Genomic DNA, 17,541 nt, shown 5'->3' on the forward strand with positions numbered 1-17,541 from the left:
GTCATGGGTATTCGGCTACCGCGCCACCGGCTGGGGCATCAGGTCACCAATGGCGGTGAGAAACTCATCGAACTGGGCGAAGTCGAGCTGCTGCTCGTTGTCGGAGAGGGCCACTTTGGGGTTGGGGTGCACTTCCACGTGGACGCCGTCGAGGCCGGCGGCCAGAGCGGCACGGGCCAGCGGGGCCAGCAGGTCACGCCGTCCGGCGGCATGGGTTACGTCCACCACTACCGGCAGGTGGGTCTCCTGTTTGGCGAGGACGGCGGCGGAGAGGTCGAGGGTGTTGCGGGTCCACTTCTCGTAAGTGCGGATGCCACGCTCGCACAAGATCACCTGCCCGTTGCCCTGCGAGAGGATGTATTCGGCAGCGTAGAACCACTCCTCGATGGTCTGGGCGAAGCCACGCTTGAGCAGCACCGGCTTACTGGCCTTGCCCACCTCCTTGAGCAGGGCGAAGTTGTGGGCGTTGCGGGTGCCCACCTGGAGGATGTCGGCGTAGTGGGCCACCAGCTCCACGTCGCGGGTGTCCATCACCTCGGTCACGAAGACCATCCCGTAAGCGTCGGCGGCTTTGCGCCCGAGCTCGAGCGCGGGCTTCCCCATGCCCTGGAAGCCGTAAGGAGAGGTGCGCGGTTTGTAAGCCCCTCCGCGCAGTACCCTAACGCCGCGTTCGGCCAGGAAACGGGCGGTTGCCATCAGTTGTTCCTCGGATTCGATCGAGCAGGGCCCGGCGATGAGGTGCTTACCCTGGCCGAAGACCACCTCACCTACCTGCACCTTGGTATCTTCGGGCTTTAGCTTGCGTGAATAGAGAAACTTCTGTTGGTCTTGGCGCTCCTCGAGGTCCAGCGAGGCCCTGAAGATCTCCTTGAACAGCCGCCGGATCGTCTCGGAGGGAAAGGGGCCGGGGTTCTCGGCGCTGAGGTAGGCCAGCATCTCCTCCTCGCGCTTAGGGTCGTAGTGCGGGATGCCCAGCTCGGTCTGCACCCGCCCGATCTCGGCCACCAGCTTTCCGCGTTCGGAGAGCAAGGCCAGGAGTTGCCGGTTGATCCGGTCCACTTCCTCACGGAGGTCCTGTATGCGCTGATCCATAGCCCAAATGGTATACCAAGAGGGGGTCCGGCGTCGAATCCCCAAAGCGCGGCTTTGGGCTTTGTCACCCGATGCTCGAGGCAGTAGGCTTGAGGCATGGGCCTGCTCGAAAACCTCCTGGGGGCCTTCCTCAAACTCACCGATCCCACCCCCGAGTTCCACCGCTCGAGGTGCCTGCTGGAGAAGAACTCGGTAGGCGGCTGCGATCGGTGCCAGGCGGTATGCCCCCACCAGGCCATCGACCTCTCCAACTTCACCGTCGAAATCGACGAGGCGCTGTGTACGAGTTGCGGGCTGTGCACGCAGGTATGCCCAGGGACAGCGCTGGAATTCCCGCTGGGTCCGCTGCAAGAAGCCCTGCACCGGGGCAAGGGCCAGGTGCGCTGCTCACAGGCCCACGGTGCTGGGGAGGAGGTGCGTTGCCTGGGGCAGCTCACGCCGGGCCTCCTGGCCGAGGCGGGCAGCCGCCTGGGGAAGCTCACGCTGGCCCATGGCAACTGCGCGCAGTGCAGGATCGGCGGGGAGGGTGTGCTGCGCCAGGTGCAGTGGGCTACCGAGGAGGCCCGCAAGTTCTATCCGGGCCTCGAGGTCAGCCTCACCCTCGACAAGCTGCCAGGCTCACCCGTAGGCCGCCGCGAGTTCTTCGGGGCCATGCTCGGCGGGGCCAGACGCAGCGCCGCCGAGCTGGTACCGCAGTTGCCCATCCCCCTGGAGGAAGAAGCCCCCGAACTGCCCGCCGAGCTGCGCCTGCGGCTGCTCGCCGCACGACGGGCCGAGGAAGTGCGCTGGCCTAAAATTAACGTGGCCGAAGGCTGCACACTATGCCCGGTCTGCACCAATGTTTGTCCCACTCACGCGGTCGAGCGTCAGCGCGAGGTGGTCGAGGGCCTCAGCGACGAATACGTGCTCAAGCTCGACGTGGCGGCCTGCACCGGCTGCGGCGCCTGCGTGAGCAGTTGCCCGCCGCAGGTGATCACCCTGACGCAGGCGAGCAAGGAAGAGGTGCTGGGAGAGAAGCTCGAGCTCTACCGGGGTACGCCCCCTTGGTACGACCTGTAATACCAGATTCGGTCAGTTCGTTCCCGAACGGGGACGCCGCCCCCGAAGGGAGGGCTCTAGGATTCAATAAAGATAGCCTCTGAAGGTCTTTTATCTTTTTGAATGCGGATATAACAGATATCCAATACCAGACCATCAGCCCAAAAGTACCGCCCAAAACAGGCTGCGTTTGACACGCACTCCTGAGCTGGCTACAATACTGCCTTGGCGATGTTGGGGCATCGTCTAATGGCAGGACAACGGTCTTTGGAACCGTCGGTCGTGGTTCGAGTCCACGTGCCCCAGCCAGCACGCAAATCGTAGAAGGCGCACCTCGGTGCGCCTCCATGCTATCGCTTCTCAACGGTAGAGCTTCATCAGGTTCGCGAGCTCGAGCGCGGCCAACGCGGCCTCCGCACCCTTGTTGCCCGCCTTGGTGCCTGCCCGCTCGACGGCCTGCTCGATGGTGTCGGTGGTGAGCACCCCAAAGGCGATGGGCACCCCCGTCTCGAGCATCGCCTGCTGGATCGCGCTGGTGACGCTGGCCGCGATCAGGGCGTAGTGGTCGGTGGCCCCGCGGATCAGACAGCCGAGGGCGATCACCGCGTCAAAGCGCCCGCTCCGGGCCATCTCGCGCGCTAGGAGGGGCACCTCGAAGGAACCGGGGACCCAAGCGACCTCGAGGTCCTCCTCTGCCACATCGTGGGCCTTCAAGGCACCCACCGCTCCGTCCAGTAGTCGGCGGGTGATGAGGTCGTTCCAGCGCGCGACCACGATGCCAAAGCGCATCCCCGTGCCGATCAGCTTGCCCTCGTTGACCCTCATGGCAACCCCTCCGCACCCCTGAACTCCAGGCGGTGCCCGAGCCTGAGCCGCTTAGCCTCCAGATACCTCCGGTTGTGCGGGTTGTGGCCGGCCAGCAGCGGCACGGTTTCCACCACCTCCAGTCCGAAGGCGGCCAGGTCCGCCGCTTTTCGCGGGTTATTGCTCAAAAGCCGCAAGCGGCTCACCCCCAGCTCGCGCAAGATCTGGGCGCCCACGCCGTAATCGCGCAGGTCTGGCGCGAAGCCCAGGCGCTCGTTGGCCTCCACGGTGTCGGCCCCAAGGTCTTGCAGCGCGTAGGCCCGAAGCTTGTTCAACAACCCGATGCCGCGCCCCTCCTGACGCAGGTACACCAGCACGCCCCGGCCTTCCCGTGCGATGGCCCGCAGGGCGGCGTCGAGCTGCGCGCCACAGTCACAGCGCAGCGAATGCAGGGCGTCGCCGGTAAGACACTCGCTGTGTACGCGCACCAGCGGCGGCTTCCCATCGCCCACCTCACCCATGACCATGGCGAGGTGCTCGCCGCCATCCAGCGTGTCCAGGAAACCCAGCAGCCGGCAGAGGCCGTAAGGGGTGGGAAGGAGGGTCTGGGCCTCACATTGAACGAAGGTCTCGCTACGCCGACGGTAGGCGATGAGGTCGCGGATCGTGCCGACCTTGAGCCCCAGCCGTCCTGCGAGCTCGAGCAGTTGCGGCAGCCGGGCCATGTGGCCGTCCTCGGCCACGACCTCGCAGATCACCCCTGCCGGCTCGAGACCGGCCAGGCGCGCGAGGTCCACCGCCGCCTCGGTGTGGCCGGCGCGGCGCAGCACCCCACCGGCGCGGGCCACGAGGGGAAAGACGTGCCCCGGTCGGCGCAGGTCGCCGGGGCGCGTGGCCGGGTCGAGGCAGGCGCGGATGGTGGCCGCACGGTCGAAGGCGCTGATCCCGGTGCCACAGGAGAGGTGGTCCACCGATACGGTGAAGGCAGTGCCGTTGGGGTCGGTGTTGTGCGCGACCATCGGCTCCAGGCCCAGCGCTCTGGCGCGCTCGGCGGTGAGGGCAAGGCAGACCAGGCCCCGCCCCTCCCGGATCATCAGGTTGATCACCTCCGGCGTGGCGTGCTCGGCGGCGACCACGAAGTCCCCCTCGTTCTCGCGCCCCTCGTCATCTACCATCAGCACCGGGCGGCCACGCCGCACCTCGGCGACGATCTCCGGGATCGAGGCGAGAGGGCTCATCGGAGGACCTCCCGCGTCTGCAGGATGCGCTCGACGTACTTCGCCAGCAGGTCGGCCTCGAGGTTGACCACCGCACCCGGCGCGAGTTCGGCCAGGGTGGTGACCTCGAGGGTGTGCGGGATGAGCCAGAGCGAAAAAACCCCGCCACGCACCTCCACCACGGTGAGCGAAACCCCATCCACGCTCACCGACCCCTTCGGAACGAGGTAGGGCCTGAGCGCGGGTGGGGCCTCGACCTCGACCACCCAGGCCCCCGGCTGCGGCGACACGGCCACCACGGTGCCGGTGCCATCGACGTGCCCGCTGACCAGGTGACCGCCAAAGCGTCCATCCGCCCGCATGGCCCGCTCGAGGTTGAGGCGCGAGCCCACCTCCCAGCGCGGCGCGGTCTTGGCCACGGTCTCCTGCGAGAGGGCCACGCTGAAGCCCTCCTGGTCGAAGGCCATCACCGTGAGGCAGGCCCCGCTGCAGGCAACCGAGTCCCCCACGCGCATGCCCTCTAAAACCTTGCTCGCCCCGATGGTGACGACCCGGTTTCCCCCCTCTTCGCGGACCGCCAGCACCCGGCCCACCTCTTCAACAATCCCTGTAAACATCGTCCTCTCCCCGCTCGAGCCAAGGGACGTAGCCCTCGATCATCACGCCTTCTCCAAGCTGCTCCACCCGCACCCGCTCCAGCCGCACGGCGTCGGCCATCCGCGCGACACCGGCCCCGGCGACGGGCGTAGGGCCCCCGCCCCCCACGAGCTTGGGGGCTATGAAGGCCACGACCTTCCGCACCTTGCCCGCGTCGAAGAAGCCACCGGCCAGCCTCGAGCCGCCCTCGAGCAGAAGCCCAATCAGGCCCCGCGCTGCCAGCAACTCCAGCGCGGAGGCCAGGCTGACCCGCCCCTCCGGACCCGCCTCCAGCGCCACCACCTCGGCGCCGGCCCGGCGCAACGCCTCCACCCGCCGGCCCTCGGCCCGGTCGGTCGTCAGGATCAGCACCCGCGCAGCTTCCCCACGCGGCCCCGCCCGAAACAGCCGGGCCTGGGGCGGCGTTCGGGCTAAGGAGTCGAACACCACCTTCACCGGGTCGCGCGGTACGCGCGAGGGGACGGCGGGTGAGGGCAGGCGGCAGGTGAGTTCGGGGTCGTCGGCCAACACCGTGCCCACCCCCACCACCACCGCATCGAGCTCGTCACGCAGCACGTGAACCCGCTCCCTGGCCGCCTCCGTGCTCACCCAGCGGGCGTCGCCGGTCGAGGTGGCGGTCTTTCCATCCAGCGTCAGCGCGCTCTTGAAGACGACGAAGGGCTCGCGGCGGGTGATCCAGTGGCGAAAGACCTCCTGCTGCCGCTCGGCTTCCTCCCGCAGGAGCCCCGTCGTCACCGCCACCCCCGCTTGGGCGAGCTGCTCGAGCCCACGTCCGTTCACCAGGGGGTTGGGGTCTAGAGCCGCCACCACCACGCGGGAGACCCCGGCCTCGATCAGCGCCTGCGCGCAAGGTGGGGTGCGCCCGTGGTGGGCGCAGGGCTCGAGGGTGACGTAAGCCGTCGCCCCCCTGGCCCGCTCCCCCGCCTGGCGGAGGGCCACCACCTCGGCGTGGGGCTCCCCGGCGCGCGGGTGAAAGCCCGCGCCGACGACCTGCCCTTCGCGAACGAGGACGCAACCCACCGGGGGATTGGGGCTGGTGCGCCCCATCCCCCGGGCGGCAAGGTCAAGGGCCTGGCGCATGAACATAGCCTCCACGCCAGGCCCGCTTCGAGCCTCTGGGCCGAAGTTTCCGGGATAATGCACGCCTTGCGCTCGAGCGCAGGGGACGCTCGAGCTTTCCTCCTCCTTCTCCCATCCCGACTGTCACGGTCGGCTTCGGATTCTCACCGAATCGGGCCCAGGTTAGCGCAGATTTCCTGGGCTTCGCGGGCTTCCGCCACGGCCCATGGACCGGGGGCTCACCGCCGGTGGGGAATCGCACCCCGCCCCGAAGGAAGTTGAGCCTCGCGGCTCAGGGCAAAGATAACACACTCCGGCCCTCGCTCAACGCTAGGCCAGGTCACCATCCGGCGACCTGGCCGAAGATGCTCTGCTTTAGAGAATCTGCTCGGCCACCTCCACCCGCAGCAGCGCGCGCACGTTCTCGAAGTGGTTGGCGATGGTGGCCAGGCTCGAGCCGGCGAACAGCAGTCCAAGCACAAAAACTTAGGATACCTAAAGGCCTTGGGAATCCACCCCAGGCTCGAACGAAGCTATGGGTGGGTTGACTAAATTTTGGTCAAATTTCACCGTTGGGTTGGAGATTATCCCCTAGGCTCAGAGCATGGACATCGGGCAAAGCCACGTTGCCATTGTCATCACTCCCAGCGCTACCGTTCGTGCCTTGCTCGAGATGGTACTCGAGCAGGAAGGATTCAAAGCCATCTTTTTTACCACCCCCCACGAAGCCCTGAGCCTGCTGCGCGAAAGCGTCCCCTCCTTGCTCATCCTCGATGAAGGCCTAAAGCCCGACGCCTTCTCGGTGTCCGGGCGACTCAAGATGAGCCGCCGCCTGCGTGAAGTGCCCATTCTGATTCTCGTAAGCGAGCAAGACGACCGCACCCGCATCACCGCCGAGCTCTCCAGGGTGGACCACGTCATTCCCAAACCCTTCGAGGGTCGCCAGCTTCGTTCGCTGTTGCGCTCGCTGCTGCGCTCCAATACGACCCAGGAAGCAGCGTCGGGGTAAAAGCGGGCTCAGGGTGGCTGCTATTTCCAGTGTTCTACGTCTTGCCCATCGCCTAGGGTGCAAGACGCGCTACCTCCTTTGGGCAAACTCATCAAAAAGCCCGTAAATTACTCCCGATGCGTAGGCTCTGGCACTGGATCAAGGTTTTGTTGCTGGCGGGTTTCGTGGGCGGCTTGGGTGCTGGGGGCTACGTGGCCTACATGCTCACGCGTGATCTGCCCAGCCTCGAGGCCTTTGAGAACCTGCGCCTATCGGCCATCAGCGTGCTCTACGACCGCGAGGGCAACGCCATCGCCACCAAGGCCTCGGAGGAGGACGGGCGGGCAGTGAGCCGTACGCTCATCCAGCTCTCCGACGTCTCCCCTGCCGCCGTGAGCGCGGTGGTCTTCTCCGAGGACAAGCGCTTTTTCGAGCACTATGGTGTGGACTGGATCCGCCTGCTGGGCGGCTTGTACTACACCTTCCGCGGCGACCTCCAAGGCGGTTCGACCATCACCACCCAGGTGGTGAAGAACACGCTGCTGCGGGACATCGCCCTCGAGCGCAAGGGTATCAGCGGCCTGGAGCGCAAGCTCAAGGAATTTCCCCTGGCCATCGAGCTCGAGCGCCGCTACTCCAAGCAGGACATCCTCGAAGTCTACCTCAACGTCATCAACTGGGGCGGCAACGCCACGGGCATCTGGGCGGCGGCCAACGCCTATTTCGGCAAGGATCCCTCACGGCTGAGCCTGGCCGAAGGAGCCTATCTCGCCACCTTGATCCCCGGCCCCAACTCGCGCTACTTAGACCTCAAGGCCACCAGGGCCCGCATGAAGACCCTGCTCGAGGCCATGGCAGCCGAGGGCTGGATCAGCCAGGCCGAAGCCGAAGCAGCCTGGAAAGAGCCCCTGGTTCCCCGTGGCTGGCAGGCCAAGTACGACGGTGAGGGCAACCTTCTAAGCGCCAAGCTGGTCGATCCCGAAGCCCGTAAGCTCGAGGAGTTGCAGGTTCAGGGCGAGCCTTACTTCGTGCTGGCGGTACAGAACTACATCCGCGAAAAGCTGGGCAAGAGCATCCCCCTGAGCGAGGGCGGGCTCAAGATCTACACCACCCTCGACCCGCGCATGCAGCGCATCGCCGAGCGAGCCGTCGCAGGCGGGCGTTACCCGGTGGGCTCGCAGGCTGCGCTGGCTGCCCTCAACCCCGACACCGGCGAAGTCTATGCGCTGGTGGGGGCCCGGCCCGGCACCACGGGTGAGTTCAACCGCGCCACCCAGACCCTGCGCAGCCCAGGCTCCGCGATCAAGCCCTTCGTTTACGGCACAGCTATCGAAGCGGGGTGGACCCAGACCACCACCGTGCTCGACGCCCCGGTGAGCTTCCGCGACCCCTCCCAACCGGGAGGCGTGTGGCGACCCAAGAACTTCTCGGGTACCTTCCTCAACACCTCGATCACCATCCGCTATGCGCTGGATCAGTCCCTCAACATCCCCGCCATCCGCACCGCCGAGGCCATCGGGGTGCAGCGGGTGGGGGAAAAGCTGCGCACGGCGGGGTTTTGCGTGGGCCGGGTAGACCCCAAGACCAAGCAGTGTACTTTTGAACCCAACCTCTCCAACGCCATCGGTGGGGGGGTGGGAATCAGCCCATTGGGCATGGCCGCCGCCTACGCCGCCTTCGTCAACGGCGGCTACCGCGTCGAGCCGGTGCTGGTGCGCCGCATCGAGAACGCCCAGGGCAAGGTGCTGTTCGAGGCCAAGCCGCAGCGCACGCTGCTCTTCAGCCCCCAGGTGGCGGCCATCGTGTGGGATATGCTCAAGGGCTACGTCTACGACCTGGGGCCCCGCAGCCTGGCCAAAAGTGCGGCGATCCCAGGACGGGTGGTCGGGGGAAAGACCGGTACCTCCAACGACGAAGTAGACCTGTGGTTCGCCGGGGCCAGTCCGGGCCTGGTGGCCGCGCTGTGGGTGGGTCGTGACGACAACAAGCCCCAGCGCTGGCGCAACGGCAGCGCCCCCAGCAGCTCCGTCGTCAACCCCCCCATCTGGGCCGCGTTCATGGAAGAGGCCCTGCGCGGGCGACCGGCGGGGGATTTCCCCCAGCCGCCGGGGCTGGTGGCCGGGAAATACGACCTCATCTCGGGTGCCCCCAGCGAGCAGGGCAAGACCATGCTGTTCATCGGCTCCAACCCCCGCCCCCAGGAGCAGGGGCAGCAGGGAGTAGGGCCTCGAGAACCCACCTTCGCAGTGCCCAGCACCAGCAGCGGCGGCTCCTTCAGTCCCTCGGGCCAGACCATCGTCATCGACTCGGCCACCAACTGCCTCGCCGGGCCCGATACCCCCCCTGAGCGCATCCTCTACCTCCAGGTGCCCCCCACTCAGGCATCACGCTACCGGTGCGGCTGAGCCCTCCTCGAGGCCAAAACCTGCCATTGCGGTAAACTGGCTCACTTGACAGCGGGGGTAGGTCTGCCCCATAAACGTAAGCCGTATGCCAGGTTCGACGCTGGTCATCGTGGAGTCGCCCGCCAAGGCCAAGAGTATCGCCAAGATGCTGGGGCAGGGCTTCGAAGTTCGGGCCAGCAAAGGACACGTGGCCGATCTTCCCGAGCGCGATCTAGGCGTGGACGTCGAGGCCGACTTCGCGCCGCAGTACGAGATAAAAAAGGACAAGAAGCCGGTAGTAGACGAGCTCAAGCGAGCTGCGAAGGGTAAGAGGGTGCTCATCGCCACCGACCCCGACCGCGAGGGCGAGGCCATCGGCTGGCACGTGGCGCGGCTGCTCGAGCTCGACCAGAGCGCCCCTTTGCGCGTGGAGTTCCACGAGATCACCCCCAAAGTGGTGCGCGAAGCCGTCGCCAAACCGCGCCCCATCGACCAGGCTCTGGTCGATGCCCAGCAGGCCCGCCGGGTGCTCGACCGGCTGGTGGGCTATAAGCTCTCCCCCGTGCTGAGCATGGAGTTCCGCCGCAGGGCGCTCTCGGCGGGGCGGGTGCAGTCGGTGGCCCTGCGGCTGTTGGTAGAGCGCGAGCAAGAGATCGAGGCCTTCGTGCCTCAGGAGTACTGGACCCTCGAGGCCAACTTCGAGAGCGAGGCCGCCCGCTTCAAGGCCCAGCTCTACAGCGTCGACGGCGAGCGCCTGCAGGCGGGCGACAAATTCCTTATCACCGACGAGGTCAAAGCCCAATCCGTCGCCCGGCGGGCTCGAGCGGTAGAACGCTACGCCATCACCAAGGTCGAGCGTAAGGAACGCCGCCGCTCGCCTGCCCCCCCCTTCACCACCTCGACTTTGCAGCAAGCCGCCAGTGGGCGCTTAGGCTGGACTGCCTCGCGCACCATGCGCGTCGCCCAGCGGCTGTACGAGGGCGTGGACCTGCCCGAGGGCACGGTGGGCCTGATCACCTACATGCGCACCGACTCGGTGCGGGTCTCGCAGGAAGCCCTCAATGAGGTGCGCAAGGTGATCCCAAAGGAGTTCGGGCCCGGCTACCTCCCCGAAAAGCCCAACTTCTACGCCACCAAGAAGGCGAACGCGCAGGACGCGCACGAGGCCATCCGACCCACCTACCCCTCGCGCACCCCAAGCAGCCTCCGGGCGCACCTGAGCGACGAGGAGTACAGGCTCTACGAGCTGATCTGGCGCCGTTTCGTGGCCAGCCAGATGGTCCCCGCCATCTTCGACCAGACCACCGTGACGGTGGAGGGTGGAGGGCTCAACTTCCGCGCGGTGGGATCGGTCTTGAAGTTCGAGGGTTTCCTCAAAGCCTGGGGTCGCGAGGAGGGCGAAGGGGCGGATGAGGCCGAGAACATCCTGCCCGCCTTGCGCGAGGGAGCCGAGGCCAGATTGCTGGAGCTCGCCACCGAGCAGCACTTCACCGAGCCCCCACCCCGCTACACCGACGCCTCGCTCATCAAGACCCTCGAGGAGATGGGTATCGGGCGGCCCAGCACCTACGCCCCCACCCTCGAGACCCTGGAAAAGCGGGCCTACCTCGAGCGCCAGGGCAAGAGCCTGCGCCCTACCCAGCTTGGCCGCGACGTGGTGGGCTATCTGCTCAAAAGCTTCCCCGGCGTGGTGGCCTACGAGTTCACCGCCCGCATGGAAGAGCGCCTCGACGCGGTGGAAGATGGCAAAGCCCAGTGGCCCAAGGTGGTGCGGGAGTTCTACGAACCCTTCCTCGAGGAGTTCGCCCGGGTGCCGCAGAAGACCTGCCCCAAGTGCGGGCGACCCATGGAACTCAAGGTCAGCCGCTTCGGGCAGTTTTTGGGCTGCACCGGCTACCCCGAGTGCAAGTACACCGAGCCGCTGGTGCAAAAGCGCGAGGCCGAACCCATCGGGGAAACCTGCCCCAAGTGCGGCCAGCACGAGCTGGTGCGCAAGTATGGGCGCTACGGCAGCTTCATCGCCTGCACCGGCTACCCCGGTTGCGACTACACCCGCGACGAGTCCCCCTCCACCGGCCTGGAGTGCCCCAAGTGTCACGCCGGTGAGGTGGTGCAGAAGATCTCCAAGCGCGGCAAGCCCTACTACCGCTGCAACAACAAGGGCTGCGACTTCCTGGTCTTCGACGCCCTAGCCGACACCCTGTGCCCGGTGTGCGGTTGGAACGAGCTCAAGCGCAAGCGCGGCGGCTGCGCCAACCCGAGCTGTGAGCGCTACGCCTACCCCGACTTGGACAGGGAAAAGCCCGCCCGAAGCACGGCCAGGGGCAAAGCCAAGGCTCCGGCCAAAAAGGCGGCCAGCAAGCCCAGGGGCAAGACGGCGGGAAAGCCCGCCACCTGGGCCGACCTCGAGCCCTTCCTGGGAGCGGTCTCGAGCCCCGACGCCGAGGTCGCCCGACGTATCGAGGAGCACAAGCAGAGCGTAGCAGAGGTGGCCCGCGCCCTGGGCCTCTCTGAAGCCGACGTTCAAGCCGCCCACAAGCGCGCCATGTTCAAGCTGCGCATGGCCTATGGGCGGGCCAGGAAAGAGGCCGTGAGCGCCTGAGTTGGCTGCGAGCACCCCTGGAGATGCCCGGATGAAACTCCACCTCCTGCGCATGGCCAAGGCCCAGGGCCAGGCCCGCTTTCCGGGGGTGGAGGGCTTCGAGGCCAGGGTTGTGCAAGCGCCGGAGGCGGTGGAGGAAACGCGCATGTACCTGGTGCTCGAGGGCGAACTCATCATCGACCTGCCGGACAGGAGCTACCTGCACCTGCGTCGCAACGAAGCCGCACAGGTGCAGCAGCCGCACAACCTCGTCCCCGTGAACTCTGCCGTGGTGGTGGTATGGAAGCCCTAGCCCTGGGTTTTTCGCTGGGCCTGTGGGCCGGGATTAACCCAGGCCCCCTCACCCTGTTGGTCATCCGGCAGGCCCTCACCCACGGAGCCGGGGCCGCCGTCCTCGCCTCGCTGGCTCCCCTGCTCACCGACTCCTTCGCCATCCTGCTGGCCTTTGTGGTGGCCCGGAGCCTACCGCCGGGTCTCGAGCAGGCCATGGAGGCCGTGGGCGGGGCGTTCCTGATCTACTTGGGCTATAAGGGCCTGCGCAAAGCGGGCAACGCCGACCCCAGAAGCGGGGCCCTACGGGGGCTACGCGACGCGGTGGTGGTCAATCTGACCAACCCCCACATGTACCTGTTCTGGTTTGCGGTGGGGGTGGGACAGCTCAAGCGGCCCGCACCCGAGCCGCTTTGGTTTATCCTCGGCTTCTACCCAGCCATCGTGGGCAGCAAGGCCCTCATCGGCACACTGATCGCCCGCTACCGCCACCTGAGCTGGCTGCTCCCGCTGGCCCGCTGGAGCAACGCTTTACTGATAGCTCTCGGCGGCTACCTGCTCGTAGTGGCCGCGCGCGCGTAGCTGCTCCCAGGGCAACTCGTCGAGGGGGAAGTAGCGGTCGGCCTGCTGGGCCAGGCGGTAGGAGGAGAGGCTTTGGAAGGTGGTGTTCTCCACCTGGAGCCCCATGTCCTGGATCACCTTGACCACCTCGGCGAAATCGCCGTCGCCCGAGACCAGTATCGCCACGTCGAAGGCCCTGGCATAGCCCAAGCGCAGCAGGTCGATGGCGATCTGGATGTCCACGCCCTTCTCCACAAAGCCCTCACCCCGCCGCTCGAGCCGCCCCAGCCGCACCGTGACGTAGGGCACCCGCTTGAGGTAGTTGAGAAAGCTCTGGTGCGCCTTGGCGGCAGGATCTTCAGCGGGCAGGGGGGCATTGTAGTAGTAGGCCCTCAGCAGTTTACGCGAGCCCACCAGGTGCTCGATGAAACCCACGAAGTCCAGGCGGTAGTCAGAGCCTAAGCTGGAGACCAGGCCCTTATAGAGATTGCTTCCATCGATAAATATGGCGACCCTATCCATGGATAAGTACCTCAACTCAATATAGAACCCCTCGCCAGAGGAAACCAAAAGATAAACCACCGTTCCTCTGAACGGTGGGTGAGAATAGGTCATCGTTCGTAAGCGCTTGGGGATCAAGTTCCCAAAGCGACAACAGCATAGCCCCACCGCTGGGTGAGCGCAAGGTGAAAGCCTTAATCATCACCTGAGCTCCAGACGGGCTTTTCGCTCTCACCCACGCGAAGCAGAGGGCACGATGGCCAAAACTATAGACCTAGTTTAATTTAACTCCCTCAAGACTCTAGGTGTCGCAGGAAGGAGCGCTGAAGCTCGGGGGAAGGCAACAGCGCGCTGCCCTTGCGCTGCCGCACCCGCCCCGGGCCACGCACCCCGCGCTGGGCCAGGGCCTGAGCGACGCGCTCGAGGGCTAAGGCGGGGTCTGGGGTAGCCGGGTGAAACACCTCCCGCCGCAGCTTGCCCAGCGGGTCGAAGAGGTCCACCTCTACCACCACCCGTCCCGCCTCGCGCTGAAAGATCACCTGATCGAGCCGCCAGCCCATAGGGCTAGCCTAGCCGTGCATCGCCATCGATACCGTGAGCAACTCCACAGGACCAGAGGCGGCGGGCTAAAAACCAAGCGCCTTCCAAGCCTCAGCCATGGGGTAACCTAGTCGCAGGTATGGAAGCCAAGGCCAAGCCAAGTGAGCGGGTGCTGGGGGCGGGGGGCGTGGTGTTCAACCCGGCGGGCGAGGTGCTGCTGATCCGTGACCGCATGGGCTACTGGGTCTTCCCCAAGGGACACCTCGACGAGGGTGAGTCCCCCGAGCAGGCCGCCCTGCGCGAGGTGCGAGAAGAGACCGGCATTGAGGGTGAGGTGCTGGGCAACCTCCCCTCCACTCGCTACACCAACAACAGGGGAGTAGAGCGCGAGATCCGCTGGTTCTTGATGCTGGGCCAGGGGCCTATCCGCCTCGAGCCCGGCCTCACCGGAGCGGGCTTCTTCGCCCTCGAGGAGGCCCGCCGCATTCTGGCCTTCCCCGAAGACCTCAAACTGCTGGAGGCAGCGCATGGCGATTTTTCGGCTCGGTGAACACGAACCCCACATTCACGAGAGCGCTTTCGTAGCTCCGGGTGCGGTGCTGGTGGGGCAGGTGGAGGTAGCGGCCAAAGCCTCGGTGTGGTTTGGCGCGGTGATCCGCGGCGACACCGAGCAGGTAGTCATTGGCCCTGGCAGCAACGTGCAGGACGGAGCGGTGCTCCACGCCGACCCGGGTGACCCCTGCTTGCTGGCGGCGAGCGTGACGGTGGGGCACCGGGCGGTGGTACACGGGGCCACCGTGGAAGAAGGCGCCCTCATCGGCATCGGAGCCATCGTGCTCAACCGGGCGCGTATCGGGCGGGGGGCGGTGGTGGGCGCGGGGGCGGTGGTGCCCCCTGGCATGGAAATCCCCGCGGGGATGCTGGCGGTGGGGGTTCCGGCCAAGGTGCGCGGCCCGGTAGAGGCCCCGGCCAACGCCCCGCGCTACCAGGAGCTGTCCCAGCGCTACAGGGCCGAGTTGGTACCAGTCCCCCCACCTCAACGCTACCAGCTCACCCTCAAAGGCCAGGACGCGCTCAACCCCTTCAGCGAGGTCCACATGGGGCTGAAGAAGAAGAGCCCCGCGGCCCTCAGCACCCTGCGGGCCTTGGCGGCCAACCAGTTGGGCAGCCTCGAGCCCGAAGCCATCCAAACCCTGGTGCGCGAGGGCCTGGTACGGGCAATCTGAAGCCCGGACGGGCACGTATGGAGCAGTGTGGGCGAACGGACTTCACCTCTCATCAACCGCTATTGTGAAGCTGAGATGAGGCCGCCTTTTCCGCTGCTGGTGTGGGCGCTTGCAGCGGTACTGCTGTGGGCCTCGAGCCTCATCCCCATCTGTGGCCTGCTCACCCTCGGCTACCCCCACGACCACCATTCGCTCGAACACCCTTCGCCCCAAGACCACAAACCCCCTGCACCCCGGCCCCACGACCACCTAAGCGACTGCCCGCTGTGCGTGGTTCACGTCCTTCAGGTCACGCCCGCGGCCCAGGTTCCGCAAGGCAGCCTGGCCCTGATGGGGCTGCTGCTGTTTGCCCCGACCCTAAGGCCGCAGTCGGCCAAATTTCTGCTTTATTTCTCCAGGGCTCCGCCGCACTCGAGTTAGCCCCCACTGCCAACGCAGCGCGAACACAGGCCAAAGCAGTGTTCGCCAGGCCCTGAGCCCATTGTCCGGACCTTGGGTCCATAAAGGTGCTTTCTATGCGCAAATTGTCCCGTTATGCCCTGATTTTCGCTTCGCTGGTCCTCCCGTTGGCGCTGGCCCACGCCGTGGTGCGTACCGAGATGAACCTCGCCGAGTCCAAGGTGGGAGTCAGCGAGACCTACCGTCTGCAAGTGCCGGTCGAAAGGCCGATGGCCACCGTCGAAATTCGCATGATCGTGCCCGAGGGCTTCGTCCTAACCCGCTTCCTGCAAACCCCCGGCTGGGAACGCAGCGTGGTCAAAGACGCCAACGGCCTCATCAAGGAGGTAACCTGGAAGGGCCGCCTCGAGGACGGTGAGTTCGTGCGCTTCGTCTTCCAGGGTCGCAACCCCCAGACCCCTGGCACTTTGGTCTGGAAAGTCTACCAGAAGTACGAGGACGGCACGGTAGTTGCCTGGGACGACAGCGACAAGGAGAAGGCCCCGGCCTCCAAGGTGGAGATCAAGTAGCCATGCGCCCTGGGTTCATGGTCGGACTGTTGAGCCTGGTGGTGGGTGCGGTGCTGGCCCACGCCGGGCTCTTTCGGGGCACGCCCGCCCCCGACGAGCGGGTGAAGATCCCCCCTAAGAGCGTGGTGCTCGAGTTCGCCGAAGCGGTGGAGTTGAAGTTCTCCACCTTCAAGGTCTTCGCGCTCGAGGCCAAGGACCTCAAGGCCGCCAAAGCCGAGGCCGAGACCCTCTTCAAGAGCCGCCTGAGCCTAAAGGGTGACGAGGGCAGTCGGGCCGATGCAGGCCTGGCGACCACCGTCGCAACGGCGGCCCGAGTCGAGATCCGATTGAAAGAAAAGCTCGAGCCCGGCTACTACGCGGTGATGTGGAAAGTGCTCTCGGTGGATACCCACGTCACCAGCGACTTCTACGTGTTCAGCTATCAGCCCTAGAGTCTCATGCACGAGCATGCCAGCCACCTCCAGCTCGAGGCCCTTCTGCGCGGCCTGCTGTACCTGGGCAGCTTCGGCCTGCTGGGGGTGGGGCTGTTTAGCCGCTGGATCGGGCCGGAGCGGAGCCGGGAGCAACCCCGAAGGCTGTGGGGAATGCTGTGGGCTTCGGCGCTGCTGGTGGCGGGCTCGAGCCTCTACTTCGCTTATCACACCGCCCAGATGATCGGCTCTGCCGAGTTTTTCTGGCCCTACCTGCTCCAGACCCAGCAGGGCAACTACCTGCTGCTGCGGCTGGCGCTGGGAGCGGGCCTGCTGGCCCTGGGGCCGGGAGGAACGGGGCCCCTCCAGCGGCTCCTACACGCGGTTTTAGGCCTAGGTTTCCTGCTAACCTTGAGCATGACTGCCCACGCCGGGGCTAAGGGAGGGCTGGCCCTCGTCGGTGACCTGGCCCACCTCGCCGCCAGCGTGAGCTGGGGTGGCAGCCTTCTGGCGCTGCTGCTGTGCTGGGACTCACGTCCCGCCACCCAACAGGCGCTGCAGCGCTTCTCCAAGCTGAGCCTGCTGGCTGTGGGGCTCTTTGTGGGCACCGGACTGCTCTTGGGACTAACCCACGCCGGCGACCTCAGGCCCACCATCCTCAGCCAGCACGACTACGGGCGGGTCTTGCTCAACAAGGGCGTGCTGGTGGCGCTCATCTTGGGACTGGCCGGGATCAACCGTTGGGTGCTGTTGCCGCGCGCGCAGCGTGGAGGCAGCCTGAAGAGCCTCGAGCCCATGGTGTTACTCGAGGCTCTGCTGCTGGTTACGGTGCTCATCACCACGGGAACCCTGGCTACCACCGCTCCCCCAGAGCCCAAGCAGCAGCCGGCGGTCCAGGCTCCCAGCAACTCCGGCTTAAAAGTGCAGGCCACGCTACCCGAAGGGCTCTTGAGTGGCTGGCTCGAGCCAGACCGTCTCGGGCTGCTCCACCTGACCCTCGAGTTGCGCGATGCTTCGGGACAGCCCCTGCCCGACGCACCCAGCCTCACCCTGATCGCCATCCAGAAGGGCACCCCACCCATTCGCATGCCTGTGCTGCCCAACCCAGAAGGCAACTACCACGCCGTTTTGCCCCTACCCCAAGGAGGAGCATGGAAGGTGCGGCTGGAGTTTGCAGGGAGGGTGCTGGAGTACGGCCTCGAGCTACCGCAGTGAACCCTCAAG

The 17,541-nt window shown here is 66.2% G+C and carries 19 protein-coding genes, 1 tRNA gene and 1 riboswitch; of the genes, 13 read left to right on the forward strand and 7 right to left on the reverse strand.

All coding sequences use genetic code 11. The features are described 5' to 3' along the window. Window positions 1-15: 15 nt before the first annotated feature. Window positions 16-1,092 (reverse strand): bifunctional 3-deoxy-7-phosphoheptulonate synthase/chorismate mutase, encoded by a 1,077-nt coding sequence (locus B047_RS0100935; protein ID WP_018465088.1) that lies wholly within the window; start codon window positions 1,090-1,092, stop codon window positions 16-18. Window positions 1,093-1,188: 96 nt separating this feature from the next. Here B047_RS0100935 and B047_RS0100940 point away from each other — a divergent pair, with 96 nt between their 5' ends. Both B047_RS0100940 and B047_RS0100945 read left to right on the forward strand, forming a co-directional pair. Further along, on the forward strand, window positions 1,189-2,151 hold the full coding sequence (locus B047_RS0100940) for a 4Fe-4S dicluster domain-containing protein (RefSeq protein ID WP_018465089.1): 963 nt from the start codon (window positions 1,189-1,191) through the stop codon (window positions 2,149-2,151). Between the two features lie 214 nt (window positions 2,152-2,365). After that, window positions 2,366-2,439: transfer RNA gene (locus tag B047_RS0100945), tRNA-Gln, on the forward strand. Between the two features lie 51 nt (window positions 2,440-2,490). Here B047_RS0100945 and ribH read toward each other — a convergent pair. The 4 genes from ribH to ribD are packed head-to-tail and all read right to left on the reverse strand — an operon-like array spanning window position 2,491 to window position 5,894. Next, on the reverse strand, window positions 2,491-2,955 hold the full coding sequence (gene ribH / locus B047_RS0100950) for a 6,7-dimethyl-8-ribityllumazine synthase (protein ID WP_018465090.1): 465 nt from the start codon (window positions 2,953-2,955) through the stop codon (window positions 2,491-2,493). Beyond that, window positions 2,952-4,172 (reverse strand): bifunctional 3,4-dihydroxy-2-butanone-4-phosphate synthase/GTP cyclohydrolase II, encoded by a 1,221-nt coding sequence (locus B047_RS0100955; protein ID WP_018465091.1) that lies wholly within the window; start codon window positions 4,170-4,172, stop codon window positions 2,952-2,954. The genes ribH and B047_RS0100955 overlap by 4 nt, the downstream gene beginning before the upstream one ends. Further along, complete coding sequence (locus B047_RS0100960) at window positions 4,169-4,768, reverse strand: riboflavin synthase (protein WP_026234462.1); 600 nt, start codon at window positions 4,766-4,768, stop codon at window positions 4,169-4,171. The genes B047_RS0100955 and B047_RS0100960 overlap by 4 nt, the downstream gene beginning before the upstream one ends. Then, a complete protein-coding gene (ribD, locus tag B047_RS0100965) occupies window positions 4,749-5,894 on the reverse strand; it encodes a bifunctional diaminohydroxyphosphoribosylaminopyrimidine deaminase/5-amino-6-(5-phosphoribosylamino)uracil reductase RibD (RefSeq protein ID WP_018465093.1) in 1,146 nt (381 codons plus the stop codon). Before ribD ends, B047_RS0100960 begins: the two co-directional genes overlap by 20 nt. A gap of 93 nt (window positions 5,895-5,987) precedes the next feature. Next, window positions 5,988-6,147: riboswitch (FMN riboswitch) on the reverse strand. 324 nt (window positions 6,148-6,471) lie between these two features. On the opposite strand from ribD, the gene B047_RS0100975 reads away from it, so the two are divergent. The 5 genes from B047_RS0100975 to B047_RS0100995 all read left to right on the forward strand — a co-directional run bounded on the left by B047_RS0100975 (window position 6,472) and on the right by B047_RS0100995 (window position 12,693). Beyond that, window positions 6,472-6,876: a response regulator gene (locus tag B047_RS0100975; RefSeq protein ID WP_018465095.1), complete on the forward strand. Its 405-nt coding sequence runs from the start codon at window positions 6,472-6,474 to the stop codon at window positions 6,874-6,876. Window positions 6,877-6,992: 116 nt separating this feature from the next. Further along, window positions 6,993-9,260: a transglycosylase domain-containing protein gene (locus tag B047_RS0100980; protein WP_018465096.1), complete on the forward strand. Its 2,268-nt coding sequence runs from the start codon at window positions 6,993-6,995 to the stop codon at window positions 9,258-9,260. Between the two features lie 85 nt (window positions 9,261-9,345). Then, complete coding sequence (gene topA, locus B047_RS0100985) at window positions 9,346-11,841, forward strand: type I DNA topoisomerase (protein ID WP_018465097.1); 2,496 nt, start codon at window positions 9,346-9,348, stop codon at window positions 11,839-11,841. A gap of 31 nt (window positions 11,842-11,872) precedes the next feature. Continuing rightward, window positions 11,873-12,133 (forward strand): hypothetical protein, encoded by a 261-nt coding sequence (locus tag B047_RS0100990; protein ID WP_018465098.1) that lies wholly within the window; start codon window positions 11,873-11,875, stop codon window positions 12,131-12,133. Then, window positions 12,121-12,693, forward strand: a complete 573-nt coding sequence (locus B047_RS0100995) for a LysE family translocator (RefSeq protein ID WP_018465099.1) — start codon at window positions 12,121-12,123, stop codon at window positions 12,691-12,693. The genes B047_RS0100990 and B047_RS0100995 overlap by 13 nt, the downstream gene beginning before the upstream one ends. On the opposite strand, the gene B047_RS0101000 is transcribed toward B047_RS0100995, so the two are convergent. Both B047_RS0101000 and B047_RS0101005 read right to left on the reverse strand, forming a co-directional pair. Beyond that, a complete protein-coding gene (locus B047_RS0101000) occupies window positions 12,643-13,194 on the reverse strand; it encodes a LabA-like NYN domain-containing protein (RefSeq protein ID WP_018465100.1) in 552 nt (183 codons plus the stop codon). The genes B047_RS0100995 and B047_RS0101000 overlap by 51 nt on opposite strands. A gap of 272 nt (window positions 13,195-13,466) precedes the next feature. Further along, complete coding sequence (locus tag B047_RS0101005) at window positions 13,467-13,733, reverse strand: hypothetical protein (protein WP_018465101.1); 267 nt, start codon at window positions 13,731-13,733, stop codon at window positions 13,467-13,469. A gap of 119 nt (window positions 13,734-13,852) precedes the next feature. On the opposite strand from B047_RS0101005, the gene B047_RS0101010 reads away from it, so the two are divergent. The 6 genes from B047_RS0101010 (at window position 13,853) to B047_RS0101035 (ending at window position 17,532) form a co-directional block, all read left to right on the forward strand. Next, on the forward strand, window positions 13,853-14,263 hold the full coding sequence (locus B047_RS0101010; RefSeq protein ID WP_018465102.1) for an NUDIX hydrolase: 411 nt from the start codon (window positions 13,853-13,855) through the stop codon (window positions 14,261-14,263). Continuing rightward, the gene (locus B047_RS0101015) at window positions 14,241-14,939 is read left to right on the forward strand and encodes a gamma carbonic anhydrase family protein (RefSeq protein ID WP_018465103.1); all 699 of its coding nucleotides are present in this window, start codon (window positions 14,241-14,243) and stop codon (window positions 14,937-14,939) included. The genes B047_RS0101010 and B047_RS0101015 overlap by 23 nt, the downstream gene beginning before the upstream one ends. Before the next feature lie 75 nt (window positions 14,940-15,014). Next, window positions 15,015-15,359 carry a hypothetical protein gene (locus B047_RS0101020; RefSeq protein WP_018465104.1) on the forward strand — a complete coding sequence of 115 codons (345 nt, stop codon included), beginning with the start codon at window positions 15,015-15,017 and terminating at the stop codon, window positions 15,357-15,359. A 95-nt stretch (window positions 15,360-15,454) separates the two neighbouring features. After that, window positions 15,455-15,907 (forward strand): DUF1775 domain-containing protein, encoded by a 453-nt coding sequence (locus B047_RS0101025; RefSeq protein WP_018465105.1) that lies wholly within the window; start codon window positions 15,455-15,457, stop codon window positions 15,905-15,907. Window positions 15,908-15,909: 2 nt separating this feature from the next. Further along, window positions 15,910-16,338 carry a copper resistance CopC family protein gene (locus B047_RS0101030; protein ID WP_018465106.1) on the forward strand — a complete coding sequence of 143 codons (429 nt, stop codon included), beginning with the start codon at window positions 15,910-15,912 and terminating at the stop codon, window positions 16,336-16,338. Window positions 16,339-16,344: 6 nt separating this feature from the next. Then, complete coding sequence (locus B047_RS0101035; protein WP_018465107.1) at window positions 16,345-17,532, forward strand: copper resistance D family protein; 1,188 nt, start codon at window positions 16,345-16,347, stop codon at window positions 17,530-17,532. Window positions 17,533-17,541 lie beyond the last annotated feature (9 nt).

Origin of the sequence: Calidithermus timidus DSM 17022 (assembly GCF_000373205.1) — a bacterium.
Lineage (GTDB): Bacteria > Deinococcota > Deinococci > Deinococcales > Thermaceae > Calidithermus > Calidithermus timidus.